Source organism: Kibdelosporangium phytohabitans, assembly GCF_001302585.1.
Taxonomy (GTDB): Bacteria; Actinomycetota; Actinomycetes; order Mycobacteriales; family Pseudonocardiaceae; genus Kibdelosporangium; species Kibdelosporangium phytohabitans.
Genome location: NZ_CP012752.1, coordinates 4,856,853 through 4,880,618 on the forward strand (window position 1 = coordinate 4,856,853; position 23,766 = coordinate 4,880,618).

The following is a 23,766-nucleotide window of genomic DNA, read 5'->3' on the forward strand; positions in this document are numbered from 1 at the left end:
TGAGCACCGCCGTGAAAACAGGCGGGGCCGGAACGCGCCACCGCGTTCCGGCCCCGCCTGTCCGGGACGTCGTGTGATCAGGTGATCACGTTGTTGACGTTCCAGCCCCAGCCGAAGTTGGCGCCGTTGGGTGCCTTCAGCACGCCGAAGGCGCGCCCCATCGGGTCCGGGACGAACGACCCGGAGTGGATGTAGGGGATGAGCTGGTAGGGCGGTGTGCCGCCGTTCCACCTCGCCAGCACGTCGGGCTTGGTGTCCTTGTTGACGTCGCTGATCACGAGCGCGTCGGTGACCTGCCAGCCGTTGCCCAGTGTGTAGGCCTGGCTCGTCTGGAAGTCGTAGACGCTCAGCCACTGCTCGCCCGGCGTGGTGCCCTGCTGGAGGAACACCAGGTCCGGCGAACCGTCACCGGTCATGTCGGCCGCGTTCTGCTCGATGTCGAACGCGCCGCCGTCGATGACCAGCTGGCCGGGCTGCAAGGTCTGCGTCCCGTTGAATACCTTGCTGTGCAGGTACACGTAGGTGTTGCCGTTGGGGTTGGAGTTGTTGATGTTCGCGGGCCTGCGCAGGATGTCGTCCCAGCCGTCGTTGTTCCAGTCGTGGACGAAGACCAGGTCGCCCGGCGTCCAGCCGGTGCTGATCAGCACCTTCGCGTTGAGCGTCGACGTGCCGTTGAACGTGCCGCTGTGCACGTGCACGTACATGTTGCCCGCGGTGGGCCCGGTGTCCTCTATGGCGATCACATCGGACAGTGCCCGCGGTTGCCCGCCTGCTCCGGCCATCCTGCCCCGGCCGATCCAGCGCATCGCGCCCCAGCCGCCGTTGATCGTGACGACTGACGGGTACGTGCTCGCCGCGCCGGTGTAGGTCCCGCTGTGCGGGTAGACCTTGAGCTCACCGTTGCTCGCTGTCCTCGCCAGGATGTCGGGCCAGCCGTCGCCGTTGAAGTCCCCCGACGAACCGCCGCTGCCCGCCGACCGCGTGCCCACGTCGCCGGGTGAGCGCTTGGCCGGTTTCTGGTGAACGGTCCGTTTGGTCTGCGGTGGCGGTTTGGGCAAGTCCGCGCCCGGCTTGGCCCCCGGGGCGGGTGCGGTCGTCGCGGGTGCGGCGACCGCACTGGGGGAGAGCGCCACTGTGGACGCTGCCAGCGCGGTCGCCGACACCGCGGTGATCACGCCGCGGACGACCCGGCGGCTGATGGGTCTTAGCTTGTGCATGGGCGTCTTCCCTGGTTGTTCGCGCGCAGGGGCTGCGGCACGGCTGAAGCGGTGAGTCGCGGCCGGGCCGGTGAAGGTGTGGACCATCCCGAGCGAGAGTTCTCGTCCCCCGCAGTTCCTGTCGTTCGGGACGCCCCTGAAGTTGCGCGGTAACGGTGAATTTGGGGCAAACGGCCGCGCGACAGCGGGCAAATGGCCTAACGGGACGGCTCGATGGGGCTCGCGGCGCATGCGGAGCGTGCGAGTTCGGTCACTGCACCAACTTTTGTCACCCATCCGTGATCATCGGAGACAACCTGGTCGTGGTGTCCAGCGTCCACTGGGCGTGTATCAATTGGACCGATGTGAGTGATCGTTGTAACGCTAACGGGTGGTTCTGCGGATTGGTTAACGACACAGAGTGTGCGTCAGGGCGCGCACGTGTCGATCATCGGGGCCCCGGGCAGGGGACATCGCTTTAGTTGTGGGGGAGAGAGCTGTGCGCATGCAGCGAACCAGCCGTAAGGGACTGAGACGGTTCGGCTGGTCCAGGATCAGTGTCACATCACGCTTATTGGTCATCGGAGCCGCGGCCCTCGCGACCGTCGGCGTCGTGTCCATCCCGTCGACGGACGACGCCGGGCACGACGCGCACGGCGGTCACCGGCACGTGGTTCCTAAGGACATCAAGAAGGTCGCTGCTGATCCGGCACTGCCGGACGCGGGGTGGACGGCGGCCGTGGACAGCACGGCGGCCGGCACGGCGGCGGCCAATGTCCTCGACGAGAACAACGCGACAGTGTGGACGAGCGCAGGTGCGTTCCCGCAGCGCATCACCATCAACATGCAGGCCGCGAAGAGCGTCTCGGGTCTGCGCTACCAGCCTGCCGCGTCCGGCGCGGGCGCGGTCGGCGGCTTCAAGGTCTTCGTCAGCGCGACCGCGCCGACGCCTGCCAACTGGGGAACCCAGGTGGCGGGCGGCACGTTGGCCGCGGGCGCGGCTGAGAAGTACGTTCCCTTCCCGCCGGTGACAGGTCAGTACGTGACCTTCCAGGCCACCTCCGCGACCGGCCCCGGCGGGGCGACGGTGGCCGAACTCGACGTGCACGGTGGCGGTTGGGCACCGACGCTCGACCGGACCGGGTGGACGGTCGCCACCGACAGCCAGGAGACGCGGCAGGGCGGTTTCAAGGCGACCAACGCGATCGACGGCGAGCCGGACTCGATCTGGCACACGAAGTTCACCCCGCCCGCCGCGCCGCTGCCGCACTGGATCCAGTTGGACATGAAGGCCAGCAAGCCGGTGTCGGGCCTGCGTTATCTGCCGCGCCAGCACCCGACGAACCCGAACGGCACGATCGGCGGCTACCAGATCTTCGTCAGCGACGACCCGAACAACCTGGGTGCCGCGGTGGCTGTCGGCGCGTGGCCTGCCACGCAGGCCGAGAAGACCGTGACGTTCCCGCAGAAGACCGGTCGCTACGTCCGCCTCACCGCCACTTCCGAGGCGTACGGCGGAACTGCCGGTTACTCCAGTGCGGCGGAGATCAACGTGCTGGGCAACGTGCCCGCGCAGAGCCCGAAGGTGGCGGGCTCGTGGGGGCCGACCATCGGGTTCCCGCTCGTACCGGTCGCGGCGGCCGTCACACCGGGCAACAAGCTGGTCACGTGGGCGGCGGGCGACTCGTACAGCAGCGAGCCGCAGGAGTCCGGCAAGACCTCGACCGCGACCATGGACCTGAACACCGGTGTGGTCACGCACAACATGGTGGCCGAGACCGGGCATGACATGTTCTGCCCCGGGACGTCGACACTGCCCGACGGCCGGATCATGATCACCGGTGGCAGCAACGAGGCGAAGACCACCATCTTCAACCCGGCCAACAACAGTTGGGCACCCGGGCCGGCCACGGTGGTCCCGCGCGGCTACCAGAGCCAGGTCACGCTGTCGGACGGCAGGATCTTCCTGATCGGCGGTTCGTGGAGCGGGGCGATCGGCGGCAAGGGCAGTGAGGTCTGGTCGCCGCAGACCAACACGTGGCAGAACCTGCCGGGTATCCCGGACACGCCGATCCTGACGGCCGACCCGGAGGGCGTCTACCGCGCCGACAACCACTCCTGGCTGTTCGCGGCGCCCGGCGGCAAGGTGTTCCACGCCGGTCCGAGCAAGCAGATGCACTGGTTCAACCCCACCGGCGCCGGCAGCTACACCGCCGCGGGCGCACGGGGCAACGACGCGGACGCGATGAACGGCAACGCGGTGATGTACGACATCGGCAAGGTGCTCACCAGCGGTGGCGCGCCGTCGTACTGGAACTCGTTCTCCACCAGGAACGCCAATGTCATCGACATCAACAACCCCGCGAACGTGACCGTGACGGCCGCGGGGCAGATGAACCACCCGCGTGTGTTCCACAACAGCGTGGTTCTGCCTGACGGCAAGGTCATCGTGGTCGGCGGGAGCTCGTACGCGTTCCCGTACTCGGACACCACCTCGATCATGCCCGCGGAGATGTTCGACCCGGCGACCAACAGCTTCACGCCGTTGGCCACGATGGCGGTGCCGCGCAACTACCACAGCGTGGCGACGTTGCTGCCGGACGGCCGTGTGTTCAGCGGTGGTGGCGGGCTTTGCGGGACCTGCCCGACCAACCACCCGGACGCGCAGATCTTCACGCCGCCGTACCTGTACCAGGCCGACGGCACCCCGGCGCCGCGACCGGCGATCACCAACGCGCCGGCCACCGCCGCCTCGGGCACCAACATCAACGTCACCACCGGTTCCGCGGTCACGTCGTTCTCGTTGGTGAAGATGGGCGCTGTGACGCACAACATCAACACCGACCAGCGGCGCGTCCCGCTGACCACGGTCTCGTCCAACGGTACGACGTACACGCTGGCCCTGCCCGCGGACAAGGGTGTGCTGGTGCCCGGCGACTACATGTTGTTCGCGCTCGACGCCAACGGCGTGCCGAGCGTGGCATCGATGATCAAGACCAGCTGATCGGCACATCCACACTGGACGGCTCCCGGCGAACCCGGGAGCCGTTCGGCTATCCGGGGGTGTCCAGCAGCGAGAGGGCGGCCGAGCGTTGCTCGTCGGCCAGGCGCGGGTGACCGGCCAGGCGCAGGACGCCGTCGGCGCAGTGACGGGAATGGGCCTCGATGTCCCGGTCCGGTTCGTCGCGGCGCATGACCGCGATGCTCTCCACCAAGCCGAAGACCAGATCTGTGCGCGTGGCGGCCGGGGCGTCGTCGGGGATCCGTTCGATCAGCTTGCCGTACGCGGCCTTCAGCCCGGCGCGCTCGGCGCGGAACAAGGCGAGGCCCGGTGAGGCGATCTCGGGCAGCAGGTACAGCACGCCGAGGTTGTGCCGTGCCGTTCCCAGCAACCGGGCGTCCGAATAGGTCAGTGCCCACAGCCGTACACCGACATCCGCCCGTGCGTCGATGAGCGTGCGCGCCACTTCGAGCGACGGGTGCACGGTCTCGGCCAGCAGCGCGCAGAGGATGTCCTCCTTGGCGGGGAAGTGGTAGTACAGCGAGGCTTGGCGCAGACCGGCCCGCTCGGCGATCGCACGGGTGGTGGTCGCGGCGTACCCGGTGGTGGTGAACAGCTCGGCCGCCGCCTCCAGGACCGCTCGTTTCGCGTCCTGACTGCTCGCTGTGGCCCCGCTGGCCCGTGGCCGTCCCACTCCGCCGCTCACGCCGTACGCACTCCTGTTGACCTAATTTCGATCAGGCGATAGAAATTAGCACAGGCCCTGCCCCCACTACGGAAGGAGCCCCGCCGTGACCACGGCAACCACCTACGGCGCGCGCGACCACGCGCGTGCCCAGGACGGCACTGTCGTCGAGACGATGCCGACGATTCCGGCGGCGAACTGGCCTGAACCGCCCGAGGGGGTGGCGGCCGAGCAGCTGGTGTGGGCGGAAACCGTCGCCGGGGGTGGCTACACGCACAAGGTCCTCGCCCGCGGCACCGAGCTGCGGCTGACCGACCTGCGCGGCGACGCCTGCGCCCACGTGCTCGTGTACAACGCCGACGCCCCGTGGGAGCGGCTGAACGTCGCCGACACGGTCAAGGTGCAGTGGAACGCCTACATGAAGCCGGCCATGGGCCTGTTGTCGGATCAGGCCCGTGTGCTCGCCACGATCGTGACCGACGAATCCGGCCACCACGACGCGCTGTGCGGCACGTCCACTGTGTCGGGCAACGCCGAACGCTACGGCGACGGCAGCCCGCAGGGCGGGTCGCCCGCGGGACTGGGGCTGTTCACCCTGGCCGCGGCCAAGCACGGCCTCGAACCACGCGACATCCCGCCGAGCATCTCGCTGTTCCAAGGCGTACGCGTGCAGGACAGCGGCGTTCTGACGTTCACCGGTTCGGCCGGTGCGGGCAAGTCGGTGGTCCTGCGTGCCGAGATGCCGGTGATCGTGCTCATCGCCAACGTGCCGCATCCGATCGACCCGCGCCCCGCCTACACCGTGACCCCGCTGCAGGTGCTCGCCTGGCGCGCGCAGCCGACCACGCCGGACAGCCCGGAGTGGAACGCCAGCCCCGAGGGGCGCAGGGCCTTCGAGAACACCGCCGACTACCTCACCGCCAGGGGGATCGCGTGACCACCGTGCAGAATGACGTCGTGCTGGACACCGAGGTCGCGGCCCGCGCCCCGTTCTCGACGGTGGTCAAGACCGGTCAGGTGCTGAGCATCATCGACCTCGGCGGCAACCAGGCGGTCGACTTCCTGGCCTACGACGCCGGCGACACCAGCAAGCGCTACAGCGCCGCGGTCACGATCGCCGCGCAGCGCAACATCTTCCTCACCACCGGAAGCGTCCTGCGTACCCAGGAAGGCGCGCCGCTGCTGACCGTCGTCGCCGACACGTGCGGCAGGCACGACACGCTCGGCGGCGCGTGCAGCAAGGAATCCAACACCCTGCGCTACGGCCAGCACACGCGTCACCAGCACGCGTGCGTGGAGAACTTCCTGACCGAGGGCGCTCGCTGGGGACTGGGCAAGCGCGACCTCGTCAGCAACGTCAACTGGTACATGAACGTGCCCGTCGAGGAGGACGGCACGCTGGGCATCGTCGACGGCATCTCCGCGCCCGGACTGGAAGTCCAGCTGCGGGCGGAGACCGACACGCTGGTCATCGTGTCGAACTGCCCGCAGATCAACAACCCCTGCAACGGTTTCGACCCGACCCCGGTGCGGATGGTCGTCACCGGCGGCGGTGCCGGGTGAGACTGCTTGTCGCCAATCGCGGCGAGATCGCCACCCGGGTCCTGCGCAGCGCCCGTGGACTGGGCGTCCCGACCGTCGCGGTCTACTCCGACGCCGACCGCACCGCACCGCACGTGCGCATGGCCGACCAGGCCGTACGGCTCGGCCCGGCCGCCGCCCGCGAGAGCTACCTCGACGCGGGCGCGGTCGTCCAGGCCGCGCTGGACACCGGCGCGGACGCGATCCACCCCGGTTACGGTTTCCTTTCCGAGGACGCGGCCTTCGCCCGTGCCGTGGAGAAGGCGGGCATCGCGTTCGTGGGGCCGTCACCGGACCACCTGGACGTGTTCGGCAGCAAACACACCGCGCGGGAGAAGGCGATCGCGGCCGGTGTGCCGCTGCTGCCCGGGACCGGGTTGCTGGCGACTGTGGACGAAGCGCTGGACGCGGCCGACCTGATCGGCTACCCGGTGATGCTCAAGGCCACCGGCGGCGGTGGCGGTATCGGCATGCGCGCCTGCCACGACCCGGCGGCCCTGCGGGCGGCGTGGGACTCGGTGCAGAGCATCGCGGCCAAGAGCTTCGCCACGTCAGGGGTTTTCCTCGAGCGGCTGGTGGAACGGGCGCGGCACGTCGAAGTGCAGATCTTCGGCGACGGCGCGGGCCACGTGCTGGCGCTCGGCACCCGTGACTGCACCTTGCAGCGGCGCAACCAGAAAGTCGTCGAGGAGTGCCCGGCCCCGGATCTGCCGGACGACGTGTCGCGCCGGTTGGTCGCGGCCGCGGTCGCGCTGGGCGAGTCGGTCCGGTACCGCTCCGCGGGCACGGTCGAGTTCGTCTACGACCCGGACCGCCGCCAGGAAGCGTTCCTGGAGGTGAACACGCGCCTGCAAGTCGAGCACCCGGTGACTGAGGCGGTGTACGGGATCGACCTCGTGGCGTGGATGCTCCGGCTGGCCGACGGGGACACGGCGATGTTCAGCGGTGTCCTGACGCCGCGCGGGCACGCCGTCGAAGCCCGTGTCTACGCCGAGGACCCCGACGAGGGACACCGGCCGAGCGCCGGATTGCTGACCGGCGTGCACTTCCCCGCCGGTGTCCGCGTGGACACGTGGGTGGAAGCTGGATCGACCGTGACCACCCATTACGACCCGCTGCTGGCCAAGGTGATCGTCACCGGGAACAGCCGTGAGGACGCGCTCGACCGGCTCGGTGACGCCCTCGCCGAAACCCGCGTCGACGGTATTCGCACGAACCTGGGCCAGTTGCGCGCGGCGGCCGAGCACCCCGACTTCCGGGAAGCACGGCACGACACCGCGACTCTCGACACCGTCGATGACGTGGACCGGCGGATCGACGTGCTGCGCGGCGGGACCTCGACCACCGTCCAGGAATGGCCGGGGCGCACCGGGTACTGGCACGTCGGCGTGCCACCCAGCGGCCCGATGGACGACCTGTCGCTGCGGCTGGGCAACCTCGCCCTCGGCAACGAGGAAGGCGCGGCCGGCCTTGAGTGCACTGTGGACGGACCGGCGCTGAGGTTCAGCCACGACACGGTCGTCTGCGTCACGGGCGCGCCCGCCGAGGTCACCGTCGACGGCACACCCGTCCCGCTGTGGACGCCGGTGACCGTTCCGGCGGGCGGCGAGCTCGACATCGGCCCGAGCAGCCTCGGCCTGCGCACGTACGTCCTGATCCGCGGCGGGCTGGACGTGCCCGCGTTCCTGGGCAGCAAGGCCACGTTCACGCTCGGCAAGTTCGGCGGCCACGGCGGCCGGGCGCTGGCCACCGGTGACGTGCTCACCGCCGGCACCGAGCCGGAGATCCTCCCCGGCGGCGAGGTCCCCGAGGCGCAGCGCCCGGTGTTCACCGAGCAGTGGGAGATCGGTGCGCTGGAAGGCCCGCACGCGGCGCCCGAGTTCTTCACGCCCGGGGACATCGACGCGTTCTACGCCGCGACCTGGCGCGTGCACTTCAACTCCGCTCGCACCGGCGTGCGGCTGGTCGGCCCACGGCCGGGCTGGGCACGCGAGGACGGCGGCGAGGCCGGGCTGCACCCGTCCAACATCCACGACACCCCGTACTCGGTCGGTTCCGTGGACTACACCGGCGACCTGCCGATCCTGCTCGGCCCGGACGGCCCCAGCCTGGGCGGGTTCGTCTGCCCGGCCACGGTGGTCACCGGGCAGCGGTGGAAGCTCGGGCAGTTGCGGCCCGGCGACACCGTCCGGTTCGTCCCCGTCGACGCCGAACAGGCCGCCGAGTTGCGCCGCGCGCCGGTCAGCAGGCTCACGCCCGTCGCGCTGGCCGACGGGGGAGTGCTCGACCGGCTGGAGTCCACTCCGGACCGTCCTGAGGTGACCTACCGGCGCAGCGGCGACGACAACCTGCTGGTCGAGTACGGGCCGATGAAGCTCGACCTGGCGCTGCGGATGCGGGTGCACGCGCTGGCCGAGCGGCTCGCCGCGGCCGACGTGCCCGGCATCGTGGACATCACGCCCGGCATCCGGTCGCTGCAGGTGCACACCGACCCCGACCAGCTGTCGGTGGCCAAGACCCTCGGCCTGGTCCGTGAGCTGGAGCAGGAACTGCCCGCGACCGGCGACCTGGTGGTGCCCAGCCGGACCGTGCGGCTGCCGCTGTCGTGGGACGACCCCGCGACCCGTGAGGCGATCCAGCGGTACATGGCCGGTGTCCGCGACGACGCGCCGTGGTGCCCGTGGAACATCGAGTTCATCCGCAGGATCAACGGCCTGTCCAGTGTGGACGACGTGTACCGGACGGTCTTCGACGCCGAATACCTGGTGCTGGGCCTCGGTGACGTGTACCTCGGTGCCCCGGTGGCGACACCGCTGGACCCGCGGCACCGCCTGGTCACCACGAAGTACAACCCGGCGCGGACGTGGACCGCGGAGAACTCGGTCGGTATCGGCGGCGCGTACCTGTGCATCTACGGCATGGAAGGGCCCGGCGGCTACCAGTTCGTCGGCCGGACCGTGCAGGTGTGGAGCGGCTGGCAGCAGCGCGGCTCGTTCGAGCCGGGATCGCCGTGGCTGCTGCGGTTCTTCGACCGCATCTCCTGGTACCCGGTGTCCGCGGAGGAACTGCTGGACCTGCGCGCGGCGACCGCCGCCGGGCAACTCGAACTCGACATCACCGACGGCGAGTTCGCGCTCGCCGACTACGGGCGGTTCCTGGCGGGCAACGCCGACTCGATCGCCGAGTTCCGCGCACGGCAGTCGGTCGCGTTCGAGGCCGAGCGGCAGGCGTGGGCGGCGGCGGGGGAGTTCGACCCGAAACCCGAACCGGAACCCGCGATCGCCGACACCACGAAGGTCACGGCACCACCCGGCGGCCGGGTGGTGGAGGCGCCGTTCGCGGCGACGGTCTGGCGGGTCGACGTGCGGCCCGGTGACCGCGTGGACAAGGCACAACCATTGGTGGCGCTGGAGGCGATGAAGACGGAAACACAACTGGTGGCGCCCGCCGCGGGCGTGGTGGTCGATCTGTTGGTGCAACCGGGGACGCAGGTCGCGCCCGGTACGGCGGTGGCTGTTCTGGGGCCGGCGTGAGTGCCGTCGAGCGGGTGCGGGCCGCGTACCGCAGCATCGCCATGACCGACCGGCCGGAGGTGTGGATCACGCTGCGCGACGAGGACGAGGTCCTCGCCGAGGCGGCCGGGGTCCGGCCGGACCTGCCGCTGTCCGGGCTGGTCTGCGCGGTCAAGGACAACATCGACGTCGCGGGCCTGCCCACCACCGCGGCCTGCCCGGCGTACGCGTACACGCCCGTGGAAAGCGCCACGGTCGTGCGGCGCCTGACCGAGGCGGGCGCGGTCGTGCTGGGCAAGACGAACATGGACCAGTTCGCCACGGGCCTGGTCGGCACCCGCAGCCCGTACGGCGCCGTGCGCAACGCCTTCCGGCCGGACCGGATCTCCGGTGGCTCCAGTTCCGGCTCGGCTGTCGCCGTCGCGCTCGGGATCGTCGACTTCGCGCTGGGCACGGACACCGCGGGTTCGGGCCGCGTCCCGGCCGCTGTGCACGGCGTCGTCGGTCTCAAGCCCACGGTCGGGCTCCTGCCGAACACGGGTGTCGTCCCGGCGGCCCGACCGTACGACAGTGTCAGCGTCTTCACCGAGGATCTCGCGCTCGCCCAACGGGTTTTCGCGGTACTGGCCGGGCCGGACAGCGCCGATCCCGGCAGCCGCGACTGGCCGGCGACGGTCCGGCTGGCCGCCGGGCCGCAGCCGGTGGTGGCGGTGCCCACGCCGGACGGGCTGGCGCCCTTGTCGCCGGAGGGGCGTGACGCGTTCCACGCGGGCGCCGAAGTCCTGCGCGCCAAGGGAGCAAAGGTGTCCGAAGTGGACATATCGGTGTTCCTGGACGCGGCGGGACTGCTCTACGACGGCGCGCTCGTGGCGGAGCGGTACGCCGCCGTCGGTGAGTTCATCGCGGCACACCGCGGCGACGTCGACCCGACCGTGGCCGGGATCATCCTCGCGTCCGGTGAGCTGCCCGCGCATGAGCTGGCCGCCGACCAGGCGCGGCTGGCGGCGATGCGGTCGGCCGCCCTGGAGGTGCTCGCCGGGTTCGACGCGCTGCTGCTGCCCACCACGACCGGGCATCCCGCGCTCGCCGACGTCGCCGCGGATCCGGTCGGCGTGAACAGCGGGCTCGGCACGTACACGAACTTCGTGAACCTGCTGGACTTCGCCGCGGTCGCGGTCCCGGCGGGCCAGGCGGACGGCAGTCCGTTCGGGCTCAGCGTGATCACCCGTGCCTTCGACGACCAGATCGCGATCGACATCGCCGCACTGCTGACGGGCGAGCCCGCGCCCGAGCCGTTCGCTCCCTCGGTCGCGCTCGCGGTGTTCGGCGCGCACCTGCGTGGTCAGCCGTTGAACCACCAGCTGACCAGCCTGGGCGCCCGGTTCGACAGCGAGATCGCCACCGCGCCGGAGTACCGGATGGTCGCGTTGCCGACCGAACCGGCCAAGCCCGGCGTGGTGCGTTCCAGCGACGGCGCCAGCCTGCGCGGTGAACGATGGCTGCTGCCCGTGGCGGGATTGGGCCGGTTCCTCGCCGCCCTGCCGATGCCGATGTCACTGGGCCGTGTCCGCTTGGACACGGGCGAGGAAGTCCTGGGCTTCCAATGTGACCCGGTCACCGCGGCCTCGGGCGAGGACATCACCGCCCACGGCAGCTGGCCGGCCTGGCTCGCGGAAGGGTGAGATGGCGTGTGCTCCGGGGCTGTTGGAGCACACACCACCCCGACGTGCCCATAAGCCTGAGGTTCTGGGGATCTCGGCCGGACACGCGTCACTGGTCTTGCTGTCCGGCAACGATGCCAGTGCGCGCTTGCGGCTTTCTTGCCCAGATCCGGAAGAACGCCGAAAGACAGTGGTCAGCGGCGGGTGACCGGGCCAGCTTGAGTTTTGACCTGTTCGGCGAGGTCGTGGGTTGTTGGACGGTTTCTTCCTGCCAGTGCTGGTTTTCGCTTGTCAGTGCTGGTGGCGATGTGGACGTCATGGGGCGGGACGCTGGTCGGGGATCCCGGGTGGGCGGCCAGGGCCTGGTCGGGTGGGTTTCGGGACACCGGCCGGACATGCGGTGTGTGGGCGGAGGTTCCGAATCCTCCGCGGACTCGGGCGGGTGACATCCGGTGTGCTGCCACGGGTTTCTCTCAGGGACGGCGCAAGTCGGCGGTGAGGCCGCGCGGGTGCGGACGGCGCAACACCCGGCCCGAGCGCATCCGCACCAGCTCCGTGACTGGCAGGTCGGCCAGCACATGCGCCAGACGCGGGCCGTCGTAACCGGCGTCGGCGACCGGCAGGATGCCCGGATCACCCGGCCGCCTGTGCCCTGCGCGGGTCAGCCGGTCGACCACGTCGTGGACCTGTGTCGCGGTCACCGTGGCGGCGTCGTCACCCGGGGCGAGCCGGACCACGTCCAGCGGCGCGGTCGATGAGTGGCGTCCTGGTTCCACGGCGACGATCACCGAGTAGGGCCAGCCCGGCACCATGATGTGCGTGTCCTTGCCCCGACCGTAGGTGTGACACAGGATCCGGCGTGGACCGGCGTGTGCCTCCGGCGCAACCAGGAAGTGACATCGACCACCAGCACCAGCCTGCCGTCCGCCGCACACGCCACCGGCACGCTGGTCAGCGCGGGCCGCAACCGGAGCGGACCGGGCTGTCCGAGTACAACACCGCGTCACAGAGTTCGAACAACGCATCGGCCCGTTTCGGCTGCCCTCTGGTCGATCTTCCAGCTGTCGCAAGAAGGAATGATCAACCACGGGCCGCACCCATGATCAACAAGGGCAGGCTGACACCGCCCGAAGGTCAAATCTCGAGCTAGACGCCCGCGGGGGCGTCTTCCAGGGGCGGGGCCGGGGCGGCAGTGGGCGCGGCATCCCGTGCGCGGGCCAACTGGGCCACCCCGAGGCAGCAGAGGAAACCGCAGATCACGGCGAGGGCGATCTCCACGCCGGTGGTCGCGAGCGTCTCGCCGAGCAGGACGACCCCGATGATGGTCGCGCTGGCCGGGTTCACGAGGTTGGTCACGGCCAGCGGCGCGCTGAGGCCGTCGCGGTAGGAACGCTGGGTGAGGATGGTCGCGACGATCGCGAACGTGCCGACGGCGATCGCGGCGAAGATCGTGATGGGACGCAGCAGCACGCCCGCCCCGCCGTCGCCCACGGTCACGACGATGGTCTGGCACAGGGCGGAGCACACGCTGAACGCGATACCGCCCGCGATGGCCTCCCATAACGTCGACGCACCGGGGCGCCGTCCCAGCAGCGCCAGCCCGGCCACGACGACGACCGTCGCGACGACCAGCCAGATGAGCTCGCCGCTGGTCAGGGTGTCGGCCTTGCCCGTGGTCGTGATGATCAGCGCGAGACCGGTCAGGCCGACGACCGTGTAGGTCATCCCGGTCATCTCCAGCCTGGTCGGCCGCCGTTTCGCCGTCAGCGCCGCCAGCGGCACGGCGATGACCAGCGTGAGCGCGCCGAGCGGCTGGATCAGCGACAACGGGCCGAAGTTCAGTGACGCGACGTGCAACGCGGCGCCGAGCGCGTTCAGGCCGATCGCCAGCCACAGCACGGGCACCCGGACCAGCTGCGCGACCGTGAGGTGGGCGAACCTGGCCTGGATGAGCGCGGCGACCGCGTACGCGATCGACACGGCCACGCACAGCGTGATCGCGATCAGCAGGTTCGTCACAAGCAGTCGCCCAATCTCAGTTCGCCCGACGTGACGGGTGTCATCCAGCGTCCACGGTCGGACGTGCAGAGAGTCCAGGCAAGTCGGTGACGTCGGGTCACCGGGACGCTCACCCTTCGAGGGTATCTCCACGACGATCGTGACAACGGTGTTTTGGCGTGATCACCGGCACCGCTCAGGGAAAAATCAGGGTTCCCCTGGTCTCGCCGGAGTCGGGCGGTCACGCCCGGTGATCAGTCCCACTCCCAGGCGACACCGATCATCCCCGGTTTGACGCCGCGTTCGGCCCGGTGCACCCAGCGCCCCGACGTCACGATCAGCTCGTCGCTGACGTGGGTCTCGGCGTGCGGCTTCAGCTGGGCGAAGCCGTGGACGCGGGCGGGCACGGCGCCGTCGGCGAACTGGACCCGCAACAGGTAGAAATCGGCCGGGTAGCGGAAGCCGCGGCGGTAGTCGTAGCTGACCGGCGGCGCGGACACCGTCACCGCGTAGTCGAAGAACTGGGTCTCCCCGACGCGCAGGCGGCGGTCGAACAGCAGCTCCGCCGCGATCACGGCGGCACCGGCGTGCCGCCGGACGCGCCCGAGGCGGCAGTTCGCGAGCGCCCGCACCGCGATGTCCGCGGAGTCCGTCTCCGGTTCGGCGCAGTACACCGCGAGGTACCGGTCCGGCCCGTCCGCGGTCGCCTCGACGACCAGCCGCGTCTGTACGGAGTGGATCGTGCGGTCGGCGCCGACGACGCAGCTGTCCTCCTGGCTGAGGACACCCAGCTTCGAGTCCGACGGGCCGAGCATCGGCATGATCGCCTCGGCCAGCGCGTCCGACGGGCCGAGGATGCCGTCGTAGTCTCTGTCCCGTTTGGTCCAGCGGCCACGCGGGCGCGGCGGGCCGAGCAGGGCGACGAGGGAATGCCGCGGCATGCCGAGGATGCCCTCGATGGCGTGCACGGCACGCAGCGAGTCGGCCCGCTCGGGTCTGCTGCGGCCCTGCTGCCAGTAGCTCAGGCTGGTCACGCTGACCTGGATGCCGCGCTGCGCCAGCCGGTGGCGCAGCCGGTCGAGCGTCAGCCCGCTGTCCTCGATCGCGGCCCTGAGCGCGGAATGGAACTTCTCTGGCACGGCTCGCACTCCTCCGTTCCGGCTCGGGCGGCCGATTCTGTGAACGAACACAGACTTCGGCCCGCTGTCCACTCAACGCGCGACCACGTCGCTGGTCACGGCCATTCACAGTTTTGCCGCGGGTGTTCAACGACTGCGTGCGCGAACGCCGAGCCGCTTGACGCCATCCGACCGGTGGGTATTTCTTTCGTGCTGACCGGTCAATCCCCTGCTGGTGTCCCAATCCCTGTTGGAGGACACATGTTTCTGGTCAGAGCTATGGTCGTGGTCACTTTAGGGGCGTTAGTCCTACCACAACCAGCGTCTGCCGCGCCGTCAAGCCTCGCCGACCAGGTGCGTGGCGTCACGGTTTCCGAGCACGGTGCGTCACCGGTGGTCGAGACCAGCCGCACGCATGGCAACTGGGCCTTCGGATCCACCACCGTTCCCGTGGCGTCGCACGAGCACGAGGCGCCGCGGAGCTCGCTGTTCGTCGCCCAGAACCTCGGCCGCAAGTGGCGCGTCGAACTGGAAGGCACGCCCGGTTTCGTCGAGCTGGCCGGGAAAGCCCCGCGCGAAGTGGTCAGCGACAGCGAGAAGGAGCTGTTCGCGAACAACCTCCAGTCCCGCCAGCAGCGCGGTGCGCTGGCAGCCGACACCGGACTCGGACTGCCGTGGCCGCAAGGCGTCGCGTGGTGGATGGGCGGCGGCCCGCACGGCAACAGCGGCAACAGCCGCCCGTTCAGCTCGATCGACTTCAACGGCGGCGACGGCCGCGTGCTGTCGGCCGGCCCGGGCAAGGTGTACAAGAGCTGCGTCCGTGGTCGCAGCGCGCTCGTGAAAGTCGTGCACCCCAACGGCTACAGCACGACCTACTACCACATGTACGACCTGACGACACTCGCCGACGGCTCCAACGTGCAGACCGGCACCTACTTGGGCCACATCGGCAACGAACTGCCCTGCGGCGGCTCGAGTTCAGGTGCGCACGTGCACTTGTCCCTGCTGCGCGGCAACACGCACGTCAGCGTGAACAACCAGACCATCGGCGGCTGGACCTTCTATGAGGGTTCGTCGGCCTACGGCGGTTACGCGCTGCGCAACGGCGTGCGGGTCAACGTGGGCGGGCGTGTCACGAACTACGGCGGCGGTGGAACGCCGTCGCTGCCTACCGGGACGGTGAACGGCGGCGACAACCCGTCGGTCAACATCCGCTCCGGCCCTGGCCTGAGCTACGACGTGACCGGCACCGCCGACACCGGCACCGTGGTCCAGATTTCCTGCACCGCACGTGGTGAGACGGTGGAAGGCGTCTGGGGTGCGACGGACCTGTGGAACAAGCTGAACACCGGCGGGTGGATCAGCGACGGGTTCCTGGACACCGGATCGAGCGGACCGGTCGCCCCGGCCTGCGCCTGATCACCGGTTGCGCCGAACAGCCCAAGCTGCCTTCCGGGCGCCCCTCGCCCGGAAGGCAGCTTGGCACAGGGGGTCGTGGACGCCCGCACCGATCAGCCCGTGGTCCGGCGCCAGGCTGTCCCGCAACCGGACGAGCGCGTCCTCGGCCGACAGCAGGCCCAGTCCCAGCAGCGTGCTGATCTCGGCGCGGTGGGCGTCGATGGCCGGCTCGGACTCGTCCTTCAGCACGGCCTCCGACGGCTCGAACGCCGCCCGCATGGCGTCGGGAACAGGTGCTTGCCCAGCCACGTCATACCAGGCGGGGATCGCGATCATGACCTGGATCGCCTCGGCGAGCGTGTTGCCGAGCACGCCGGCGGTGCCTTCCGAACTGGCGTACAGCACAGGCCGCCATCGCAGACGAAGAACGTGCCGCCACTGCCGTCCCCGGCGACCGCCACGAGCTCGCCACCCGCCGCCAGCCCGACGGGCTCACCGTGCTCGTCACGGGTGAGATCGAAGTCGAACACGGCATCCAGCAGCTCTGCTGCCCGTGCGCTGTCCCTGATGCGATCAAGCGTGGGCGGAACACTGGTCACGGGGTCTGGAAAGGCATCCGGCACAGGGGGTTGTCCAGGTGCAGCGGCTCGTCGCCGAGCCCGGCCGGTCGGCCGTCCACGGTGAACGGGCCCGTCCAGTGCAGGCTCAGGCCACGGTAGTCCACGCCGTCGTGCCCGAACTCCGGTTCGTCCAGCGCGCCGATGAACTCGGCGAAGGAGCCGTCGACGGCACGCCTGCCGATCACGCACACCCACGCCGTGCCGGCGCCGCGTGACCGCACCTCCTGGTAGGCGTTCGGGCCCGCGGTGAGCACCCGGCAGCCGCCCTGAGTCGCGAGTGCGACGTACCCGTCGCCCTTCCGGCCGACCAGCCAGGGATCCACCGGGATCCACTCGTCCAGAGTGGACAGCGGGAACCAGCCGTGGGTGAAGCCCATCGGGTCGTCCGCGGGGATGCGGTACACAGCGAGCAGCGCGTTGCGGTGCTGCCCGGCCCGGGGCAGGATCCGGTTGCCCGCCCAGGCGTTCGGGCGCGCGGACGAGTGCGTGGCGTCGTTGGGCGCGTGCGTGACGTAGATCTGGGTCTCCGGGCCGAGTGTCGCGCCCCAGATGTGCTCCTGCAGCCCCGGCAGCCCGGAGCGGTAGTCCTGGACGCTGGACAGCATCGCGTCCGGCGTCTTGTAGACGACCAGGTCGGAGGCGTACGGGCGGGACAGCAGATCGTGGTGCGGCCGGTACTCGCCGCGGTAGCGCTGCCTGCCCAGCCACTCCTCGGGAACCCGGGACGCCTCGGCGAGCTGCGAGGGCAGCCGGTAGCGCTGTGCGGTGGCCAGCACGGTCGCGGGCAGGGTGGCGTGGTTGAGCGCGCCCATACCCCAGCACAGCCACATGATCGAGGCGGTTTCCTCCAGCCGGGCACTGCGCTGGGTCTGTACGTACGACCGGCCGTGCGCGGACACGTGCGCGCCGTACCAGGAGTTGAACGCCAGCGTCAGCAAGGTCTTGTCCAGCAACCGCCACGCCAGGTCCCGGATCGTCTCGTCGTCGGCGAACTCCACCAGCGACGTCAACGCCAGCACGTCGACCGCGAGGTACGCGTTGGAGTCGAACTCGCTGTACCCGCCCGCGAGTTTGCGCGTGAGCCACTGTTCGGCCATGCCCCGGCCGTGTTCGGCGTGCCGCGCGCCCGTCCACCCGGTGTTGCGGAACACCTCATTCGCGAACGCCTGTCCCGCCAGAAGTTCCGCGGTGTGCCACACCAGTTGGTGGTTCTCGGTGAAGTAGCACATCGCGTCCAGGCCGGGCTGGTCGATCCAGTACTTCAGGCCCAGCAGGGGTTCGCGGACGTGCTCGCGGGCGTCCTCGCTGCGGTGCCACAGGTGCAGCAGGCCCAACGCCTCGAAGTCCGCGCAGTCCGCCCGGTCGCGGATCATCCGCAGTGACCGCTCCAGCGCCTCGGGCCGCGGCACGTGCCCGGCGTCCACGGCCAGCGCAGCGAGTTCGGCGGCGCAGCCGTTCGGCCCTTGGGCGGCGTGCTGGAGAACCTCGCGCCGCCAGTCCTCGGGACCGCCTGCCGGCCGGGTGCGCCCGGTCGGCAGCACCACGACCGGGAAGTCCCGGTACAGCGGCGATCCGGGAACCGACACCCGGACGGTGTGCTCACCCGTGGTCAGCATCGACGCCGACCCGACGCCCGTGTCACCGGTCATGGCGGTCAACGCGATCGTGACGCTGCCGCCGTCCACAGTGACCGTCTGGTCGACCTGGCCGCACCGGACGTTCACCGTCACGCCGTCCGGCGCGGTGAGCTCGACCTCCGGCTCGGTCAGGCCCCAGCGCGGCGTGCCGATCGCGTCCAGTACCTGCTCGGCGAACTCCGACACCCGCTCGTCGGCACCTGGGCTGGGGATGACGGCGCGGACCGGCAGACCGCCCACCCGCAGCCGCACGACCTGGCGGCACTCGCGGAAACCGATCTGCCACGAGCACACGACGACCTCGGTCACGCCGGACGGCAGCCACACCCCGGCCTCGTGCTCGGCGGGCTCCATGTAGGTGACCTGGCCGGTGCGCAGCACGCACTCGCCGCCGACGTACAGCAGGACCGGCCCGGTGCTCGCCAGCTTGAGCGTCCGCCATTCGGCCTGGTCGACCTCGAACGCGGTGGCGGCAACGGCGATCCGCAGCTCGGGCGTGAAACAGAACTCGCTCCAGTCCACCAACCCGTCGGACATCGTGTGCACGCGGTGCCATGTTCCCCGGTGCCCGGCGCCGGTCGGCCCGGTGTAGGTGACCTCGCCGCCTTCGACGACCTCCGGCAACGGCTGCTCCCGCAACGGCCACCGCTCGTGCAGCCTGGCTTTCAGCGGTGTGACGTCCGGGCCGTTGGTCAGCACCCACCGTCCGTCCGGGCCCTACGGTGAGCCCTCGGCGGCCAGCTCACCGGACAGGTCGACCGGTTCGGCCCAGCCGCCCGCCACGAGCCAGTCCCGTACCGTCCCGCGTTCGTCGAGCCGGTGCGTGGTTCGTTCGCTCATTTCAGCCCCGTCTGCGAGATGCCCTTGACGATGTGCCGCTGGGTGAACAGGAACACGATGATCACCGGGATCATGCTCACCACCGACATGGCCAGGATGTAGTTGAACGGCACGACTTCCTCGCTGTTGAACTGGGCGAGCGCCACCGGCAGCGTGTAGAGGCTCTGCGACTGGGCGATCACCAGCGGCCACAGGAAGTCGTTCCACCGCCAGATCACCGAGAAGATCGTCACGACAGCCAGCGCGGGACGGCACAGCGGCAGGATCAGCCGGAGGAAGATCCGCAGTTCACCGGCGCCGTCGATCCTGGCGGCCTCGATCAGGTCGTCCGGGATGGTCAGCATGTACTGGCGCAGCAGGAACACGCCGGTCGGCGTCGCCGCGGGCGGGATGATCATCCCCAGCAGCGAGTTCGTCATCCCGGTGTCGGCGACGACCTGGTGCAGCGGGATCAGGATGATCTGCAACGGGATCATGATCGTGCCCAGCGTGACCAGGAACAGCACGTTGCGGCCACGGAAGTTGTACTTGGCCAGCGCGTACGCCGCCATCGTGTTGATCGCCAGGGTGAGCACGGTCGCCGAGACGGTCACGATGGTGCTGTTGGTCAGGTACACGCCGAAGTCGAACCGGGACAACGCCTCGGTGTAGTTGTCCAGTGCGAACGACTCGGGCAGCAGCGTCGGCGGCCGGGCGGCCAGTTCCGTGCGCGTCTTGAACGACGACAGCATCGTCCACACCACGGGTGCGAGGAACAGGATCGACAACGCGATCAGTCCCGCGTACATCAGGACTCTCGCCGTGGCCGGCGGTGCGGTGGCGGACGCGGAGGTCCACGTGGACCGTTTCCTCTCCCGTCGCGGGGCCAGGCCGATCACATCGACTCCCTGCGTCGGCCGTAGAGGAAGTTCAGCATGGTCAGCGCGAAGATCGTGCAGAACAGCACGACCGACCCGGCCGCCGCCAGCCCGTACTGGATGGGGGAGCGGAACGCGTGCTCGTAGACGTACTGCACCATCAGCGTCGTGGCGCCCAGCGGACCGCCGCCGGTGAGCGTGTAGATGAAGTCGAACGCCTGGAACCCGGCGATCATCGACAGGATCACCACCACCAGTGTCGTCGGCCGCAGCAGCGGCCACGTCACGTGCTTGAAGCGTTGCCAGGCCCCGGCGCCGTCGATCCTCGCCGCTTCGTGGTACGAGCCGTCGATGCCCTGCAGCCCGGCCATGATGATCAGCGTGTAGAAGCCGACGTGCATCCACACGCCGACGAACACGGTCACCCCGAGCGCGGTCGGCCCGTCGACCAGCCAGCCGATGTCCAGTCCCAGCACCGAGTTCAGCGCACCGGACCGGCGTTCGAGGATCCAGCTCCACAGCAGGCCGACCACGACCGGCGAGAGCAGCACCGGCAGGAAGAACACCGCGCGGAAGAACCCGCGCGCCCGGATGGGCTGGGTCAGCAGCAACGCCAGCCCGATCGCCGCGGCTGTGGAGATCAGCACGAACGCCACCACGAAGATCAGCGACGCGCGGGCCGCGGACCAGAACTCCTCGTCGCCGAACAGCTTCCCGTAGTTGGCCGCGCCGACCGGCGTGAACGTGCGGCCGTTGGAGCTGTCGAAACCGCTGACGTAGAAGCCGTTGATGGCCGGGTAGACGATGAACACGCCGAAGATCAGCATGTTCGGCAGGATGAACAGGTAGGGCGCGATCCGCTGGTTCCACGGCCTGACCTGGCGCCGCCGGGTCATTTGCGCGCGACCTCCAGGTTCTTCTCCGCCGCGGCGCGGATCTTGGCCACGGTGTCGTCGACGGACTGCTGCCCGGCCACGGCCGCGGCGAGCTCCTTGACCACCGCTGTCGCCGTCGGGCTGAAGCCGGGGCTGTAGTTGCTGGCGTAGCTGCCCGGGTCGGTGCGCTTGACGTCGGCGAGGAACATCGCCATGTCCGCGGACCGGTCCGGGTACTGCACGCCCTCGGCGACCAGGTCCTTGCGCGTCGGCAGGAACTTCGCCTCCTTGGCGAACTTCTCCTGCGCCGGGCGGCTGTTCATGAACGCGACGAACTTCGCGGCCAGCCGCGGGTTCGCGCTCTGCTTGAACGCGGCCATGAACTTCCCGCCGGGATAGCCGCCGCAACGCGCGGCGCACGGGTTCGGCGCGGCCGCCCACTGGAACTTCGCGTCCTTGGCGAACTGGCTGACCTGCCAGTTGCCGCTGAAGTACACCGGCGCGTCCCCGGTCAGGAAGATGTCGTTGGCGCCCTTGTACTTGGTGCCCGACTCCAGCCAGAAGTCCTTGGACATCACGCCCTGCTGGGTGAGCTCGACGAACCGCCCGACCGCCCTGCGCGCCTTGGCCGGGTCGAAGTCGACCTTGCCGTCGGTGCCGAACAGGTTCGTGCCGAACTGGTTGAACATGCCGGACACCCGGTGGCCGGACTTGTCGTACGCGATCGCGAACGGCTTTCCGTTGGCCTGCTGGACTTTCCTGGCCGCGGTGACCAGCTCGTCCCACGTCCACGGCTTGTCGGCGGACGGGGGAGCGACACCGGCCTTGGTGAACTGGTCGACGTTGATGAACGGCCCGTTCATCGTCAGGTCACTCGGCACCGCGACCAAGGCGCCGCCGTCACCGTGGATGTAGTCCTGCGCTGCGTCGAGGTACTGGCCGCCGATGTCCTGACCGGCGCTCTTGAGGTCGAGCAACGCGTCCTCGAAGACCGGCAGCACGTGCACGCGAGCCACGTCCGGCGCGTTGTTGCTGGCGATGCGCCCCTGCAGCTGCTGTTCGAGCTCGGCGAACGGCAGGATCTGCAGCTCGACCGTCGCGCCCGTCTCCTGCTCGAACTGCTTGATCAGCGCGCGGGTCGTCTGTTCGTCCGGACCGTCGGTGAAGTACACATAGGTCAGCTTGTTGGGCGCGGATCCGTTGCCCCCGCTGCTGTCAGTGGTTCCCGGCGCACACCCCGCGAGTACGCACAGCGCCGCGCCGATGATCAATCCCAGGCTTCTTCGCATGGGCCGCACCCTCCCAGTAAGCGCTTACCGGGGCACCATATGACTACATATGTGAACAGTCAACGGCGATCGCGACTGTTCAGTAAGCGCTTGTTGCCGAGGTTTCCCTGCGCGCGGATGTCGTGGGGCCGACGGCATACTGGAAGACGTGACGACGCGAGTGCCACGCCTGGAGATCGAGTACTGCACCCAGTGCCGGTGGCTGCTGCGCGCGGGCTGGACCGCGCAGGAGTTGCTGACCACGTTCACCGACGAACTCGGCGAAGTGGCGCTGATTCCCGGCAAGGGCGGCGTGTTCGACGTGCGGATCGACGGCGAGCCGGTCTGGTCGCGCTCCCAGGAAGGCGGCTTCCCCGACCTGGCCGTGCTCAAGCGGGCGGTGCGTGACCGGATCGCGCCCGGTCGCGATCTCGGCCACAGTGACCGCCATGAGCCCTCGTGAGGGTGCTTGTCAGCCTGGAATCAGCACGGCCGCGTCCGGCTGGCGCAACGTGGGGAATGTGCCGGTGACCCGGCCGCGCACCAGGTCGAGCACCGCGACCTGCGCGGTGTCCAACAGTGACACGTAAGCGATCGGCTTGCGCGGGTGCGTTGTGGCGGCGGAGGGTTTGCCCGGCAGCGTGGCGGTCCAGATCGGACGCAGCCGCGAGCTGACCATGGAGATGGCGTTGTTGGCCAGATCCGTCACCAGCAGTTGGTCTTCGGACACGGCGTACACCCGCAACGGGTCGGTGCCGGGAAGCCGCAACTCGTCACGGACACGCATGGTGTACGCGTCCACGGCGACGACGCCGGGGTTCTTGCGCGCGCCCACGTACAGCGTGCGCTCGTCGAAGCTGAGGCAGCAGCTCTCCGGCAACTGTCCCGGCGTGACGGTCACGGGCGCGATCGCGGCGTCGTAGGGGCGCACCATGCTCACCGTGTGTGAGAGCAGACCGGTGACGTAAGCACGTTCACCACTGCGGGTGACCGCGAACATGTGGGCCTTGATGGCGCCCGTGTTCACTGCCCGGCTCGGGCTCGTGCCGATGGGCGCGTCGAATCCGAGCAGGACACCCTTCTCCTCGGACAGCGCGTACAGGCGGTTGCTGCCGTCCATGCCGATGCCGTGGATCCGGTTGAACGGCGCGAGCTCGATCGTGCGGACCAGCGTGCGTGCCCGCAGGTCGACGACGAACACCGCGGACGCGCCCGGCCCGACCACGTTGGCGAACTCCACTCCGTAGTGGCCCACGTACGCGAACCGGCGCTCGCGGTCCGCGGTGATCTCGTGCGGGTAGTCGCCGAGCACCACCTCCGACAGCCGCTTGCCGGAACCGGCGTCGAAGAACGCCAGCCGCCGGTCACCTTTCTCCACCAGCGCGAGGACGTCGCCGGACGCCTCGCCGGCGGCGTCGTCCGCCATGGCGGGTGAGGCGAGTGCGGGCAGTGACATACCCGCCACCCCGGCGAACTTCATGGCGTTGCGTCTCGTGATCCCGTGGTCCTTCATGGACGA

Annotated in this window: 20 protein-coding genes; 7 read left to right on the forward strand and 13 right to left on the reverse strand. The window is 69.7% G+C overall.

All coding sequences use genetic code 11. The annotated features are described in order from the left end of the window. Positions 1-77 precede the first annotated feature (77 nt). Complete coding sequence (locus AOZ06_RS22180; RefSeq protein ID WP_169798960.1) at positions 78-1,217, reverse strand: FG-GAP repeat domain-containing protein; 1,140 nt, start codon at positions 1,215-1,217, stop codon at positions 78-80. A 592-nt stretch (positions 1,218-1,809) separates the two neighbouring features. On the opposite strand from AOZ06_RS22180, the gene AOZ06_RS22185 reads away from it, so the two are divergent. Continuing rightward, a complete protein-coding gene (locus AOZ06_RS22185) occupies positions 1,810-4,200 on the forward strand; it encodes a discoidin domain-containing protein (RefSeq protein WP_218922033.1) in 2,391 nt (796 codons plus the stop codon). A 49-nt stretch (positions 4,201-4,249) separates the two neighbouring features. Here the strand turns inward: AOZ06_RS22185 and AOZ06_RS22190 are convergent, their stop codons facing one another. Further along, positions 4,250-4,903, reverse strand: a complete 654-nt coding sequence (locus AOZ06_RS22190) for a TetR/AcrR family transcriptional regulator (protein ID WP_054291161.1) — start codon at positions 4,901-4,903, stop codon at positions 4,250-4,252. An 85-nt stretch (positions 4,904-4,988) separates the two neighbouring features. On the opposite strand from AOZ06_RS22190, the gene AOZ06_RS22195 reads away from it, so the two are divergent. Genes AOZ06_RS22195 through atzF form a run of 4 tightly spaced genes read left to right on the forward strand, consistent with a single transcriptional unit; the run spans position 4,989 to position 11,657 of the window. Then, positions 4,989-5,819, forward strand: coding sequence for an urea amidolyase associated protein UAAP1 (locus AOZ06_RS22195; protein WP_054291162.1), 831 nt, complete (start codon positions 4,989-4,991; stop codon positions 5,817-5,819). Continuing rightward, positions 5,816-6,445, forward strand: a complete 630-nt coding sequence (locus AOZ06_RS22200; RefSeq protein ID WP_054291163.1) for an urea amidolyase associated protein UAAP2 — start codon at positions 5,816-5,818, stop codon at positions 6,443-6,445. The genes AOZ06_RS22195 and AOZ06_RS22200 overlap by 4 nt, the downstream gene beginning before the upstream one ends. After that, the gene (gene uca, locus AOZ06_RS22205; RefSeq protein WP_054291164.1) at positions 6,442-9,996 is read left to right on the forward strand and encodes an urea carboxylase; all 3,555 of its coding nucleotides are present in this window, start codon (positions 6,442-6,444) and stop codon (positions 9,994-9,996) included. Before AOZ06_RS22200 ends, uca begins: the two co-directional genes overlap by 4 nt. Further along, positions 9,993-11,657, forward strand: a complete 1,665-nt coding sequence (gene atzF / locus AOZ06_RS22210; RefSeq protein WP_218922034.1) for an allophanate hydrolase — start codon at positions 9,993-9,995, stop codon at positions 11,655-11,657. Before uca ends, atzF begins: the two co-directional genes overlap by 4 nt. Before the next feature lie 88 nt (positions 11,658-11,745). Here atzF and AOZ06_RS56505 read toward each other — a convergent pair whose 3' ends face one another. The 4 genes from AOZ06_RS56505 to AOZ06_RS22225 form a co-directional block, all read right to left on the reverse strand. Beyond that, positions 11,746-11,955 (reverse strand): hypothetical protein, encoded by a 210-nt coding sequence (locus AOZ06_RS56505; protein ID WP_157233159.1) that lies wholly within the window; start codon positions 11,953-11,955, stop codon positions 11,746-11,748. 154 nt (positions 11,956-12,109) lie between these two features. Then, positions 12,110-12,448, reverse strand: coding sequence for a transposase (locus AOZ06_RS58965; protein WP_054291165.1), 339 nt, complete (start codon positions 12,446-12,448; stop codon positions 12,110-12,112). 334 nt (positions 12,449-12,782) lie between these two features. Beyond that, entirely contained in the window at positions 12,783-13,655 is an 873-nt protein-coding gene (locus AOZ06_RS22220; protein WP_054291166.1) for a DMT family protein, read from the reverse strand. A 233-nt stretch (positions 13,656-13,888) separates the two neighbouring features. Beyond that, positions 13,889-14,773: a helix-turn-helix domain-containing protein gene (locus tag AOZ06_RS22225; RefSeq protein ID WP_054291167.1), complete on the reverse strand. Its 885-nt coding sequence runs from the start codon at positions 14,771-14,773 to the stop codon at positions 13,889-13,891. 372 nt (positions 14,774-15,145) lie between these two features. Between AOZ06_RS22225 and AOZ06_RS57910 the strand changes: the two genes are divergently transcribed. Then, positions 15,146-16,171, forward strand: a complete 1,026-nt coding sequence (locus AOZ06_RS57910; RefSeq protein ID WP_169798961.1) for a M23 family metallopeptidase — start codon at positions 15,146-15,148, stop codon at positions 16,169-16,171. On the opposite strand, the gene AOZ06_RS22235 is transcribed toward AOZ06_RS57910, so the two are convergent. From AOZ06_RS22235 to AOZ06_RS22255, 6 genes are all read right to left on the reverse strand, one after another. Next, positions 16,172-16,555, reverse strand: a complete 384-nt coding sequence (locus AOZ06_RS22235; protein WP_054291169.1) for a hypothetical protein — start codon at positions 16,553-16,555, stop codon at positions 16,172-16,174. Between the two features lie 190 nt (positions 16,556-16,745). After that, positions 16,746-19,106: a hypothetical protein gene (locus AOZ06_RS22240; RefSeq protein WP_054291170.1), complete on the reverse strand. Its 2,361-nt coding sequence runs from the start codon at positions 19,104-19,106 to the stop codon at positions 16,746-16,748. A gap of 18 nt (positions 19,107-19,124) precedes the next feature. Beyond that, a complete protein-coding gene (locus AOZ06_RS61290) occupies positions 19,125-19,247 on the reverse strand; it encodes a hypothetical protein (protein ID WP_257721478.1) in 123 nt (40 codons plus the stop codon). Beyond that, positions 19,244-20,125 carry a carbohydrate ABC transporter permease gene (locus AOZ06_RS22245; protein ID WP_236952341.1) on the reverse strand — a complete coding sequence of 294 codons (882 nt, stop codon included), beginning with the start codon at positions 20,123-20,125 and terminating at the stop codon, positions 19,244-19,246. Before AOZ06_RS22245 ends, AOZ06_RS61290 begins: the two co-directional genes overlap by 4 nt. Then, positions 20,122-21,000: a carbohydrate ABC transporter permease gene (locus AOZ06_RS22250; RefSeq protein WP_054291171.1), complete on the reverse strand. Its 879-nt coding sequence runs from the start codon at positions 20,998-21,000 to the stop codon at positions 20,122-20,124. The genes AOZ06_RS22245 and AOZ06_RS22250 overlap by 4 nt, the downstream gene beginning before the upstream one ends. Next, positions 20,997-22,268 (reverse strand): extracellular solute-binding protein, encoded by a 1,272-nt coding sequence (locus AOZ06_RS22255; RefSeq protein WP_054291172.1) that lies wholly within the window; start codon positions 22,266-22,268, stop codon positions 20,997-20,999. The genes AOZ06_RS22250 and AOZ06_RS22255 overlap by 4 nt, the downstream gene beginning before the upstream one ends. A gap of 148 nt (positions 22,269-22,416) precedes the next feature. Between AOZ06_RS22255 and AOZ06_RS22260 the strand changes: the two genes are divergently transcribed. Next, positions 22,417-22,710: an Rdx family protein gene (locus AOZ06_RS22260; protein WP_083471845.1), complete on the forward strand. Its 294-nt coding sequence runs from the start codon at positions 22,417-22,419 to the stop codon at positions 22,708-22,710. Positions 22,711-22,719: 9 nt separating this feature from the next. Here AOZ06_RS22260 and AOZ06_RS22265 read toward each other — a convergent pair whose 3' ends face one another. Next, positions 22,720-23,760, reverse strand: a complete 1,041-nt coding sequence (locus AOZ06_RS22265; protein ID WP_225954754.1) for an NHL repeat-containing protein — start codon at positions 23,758-23,760, stop codon at positions 22,720-22,722. Positions 23,761-23,766 lie beyond the last annotated feature (6 nt).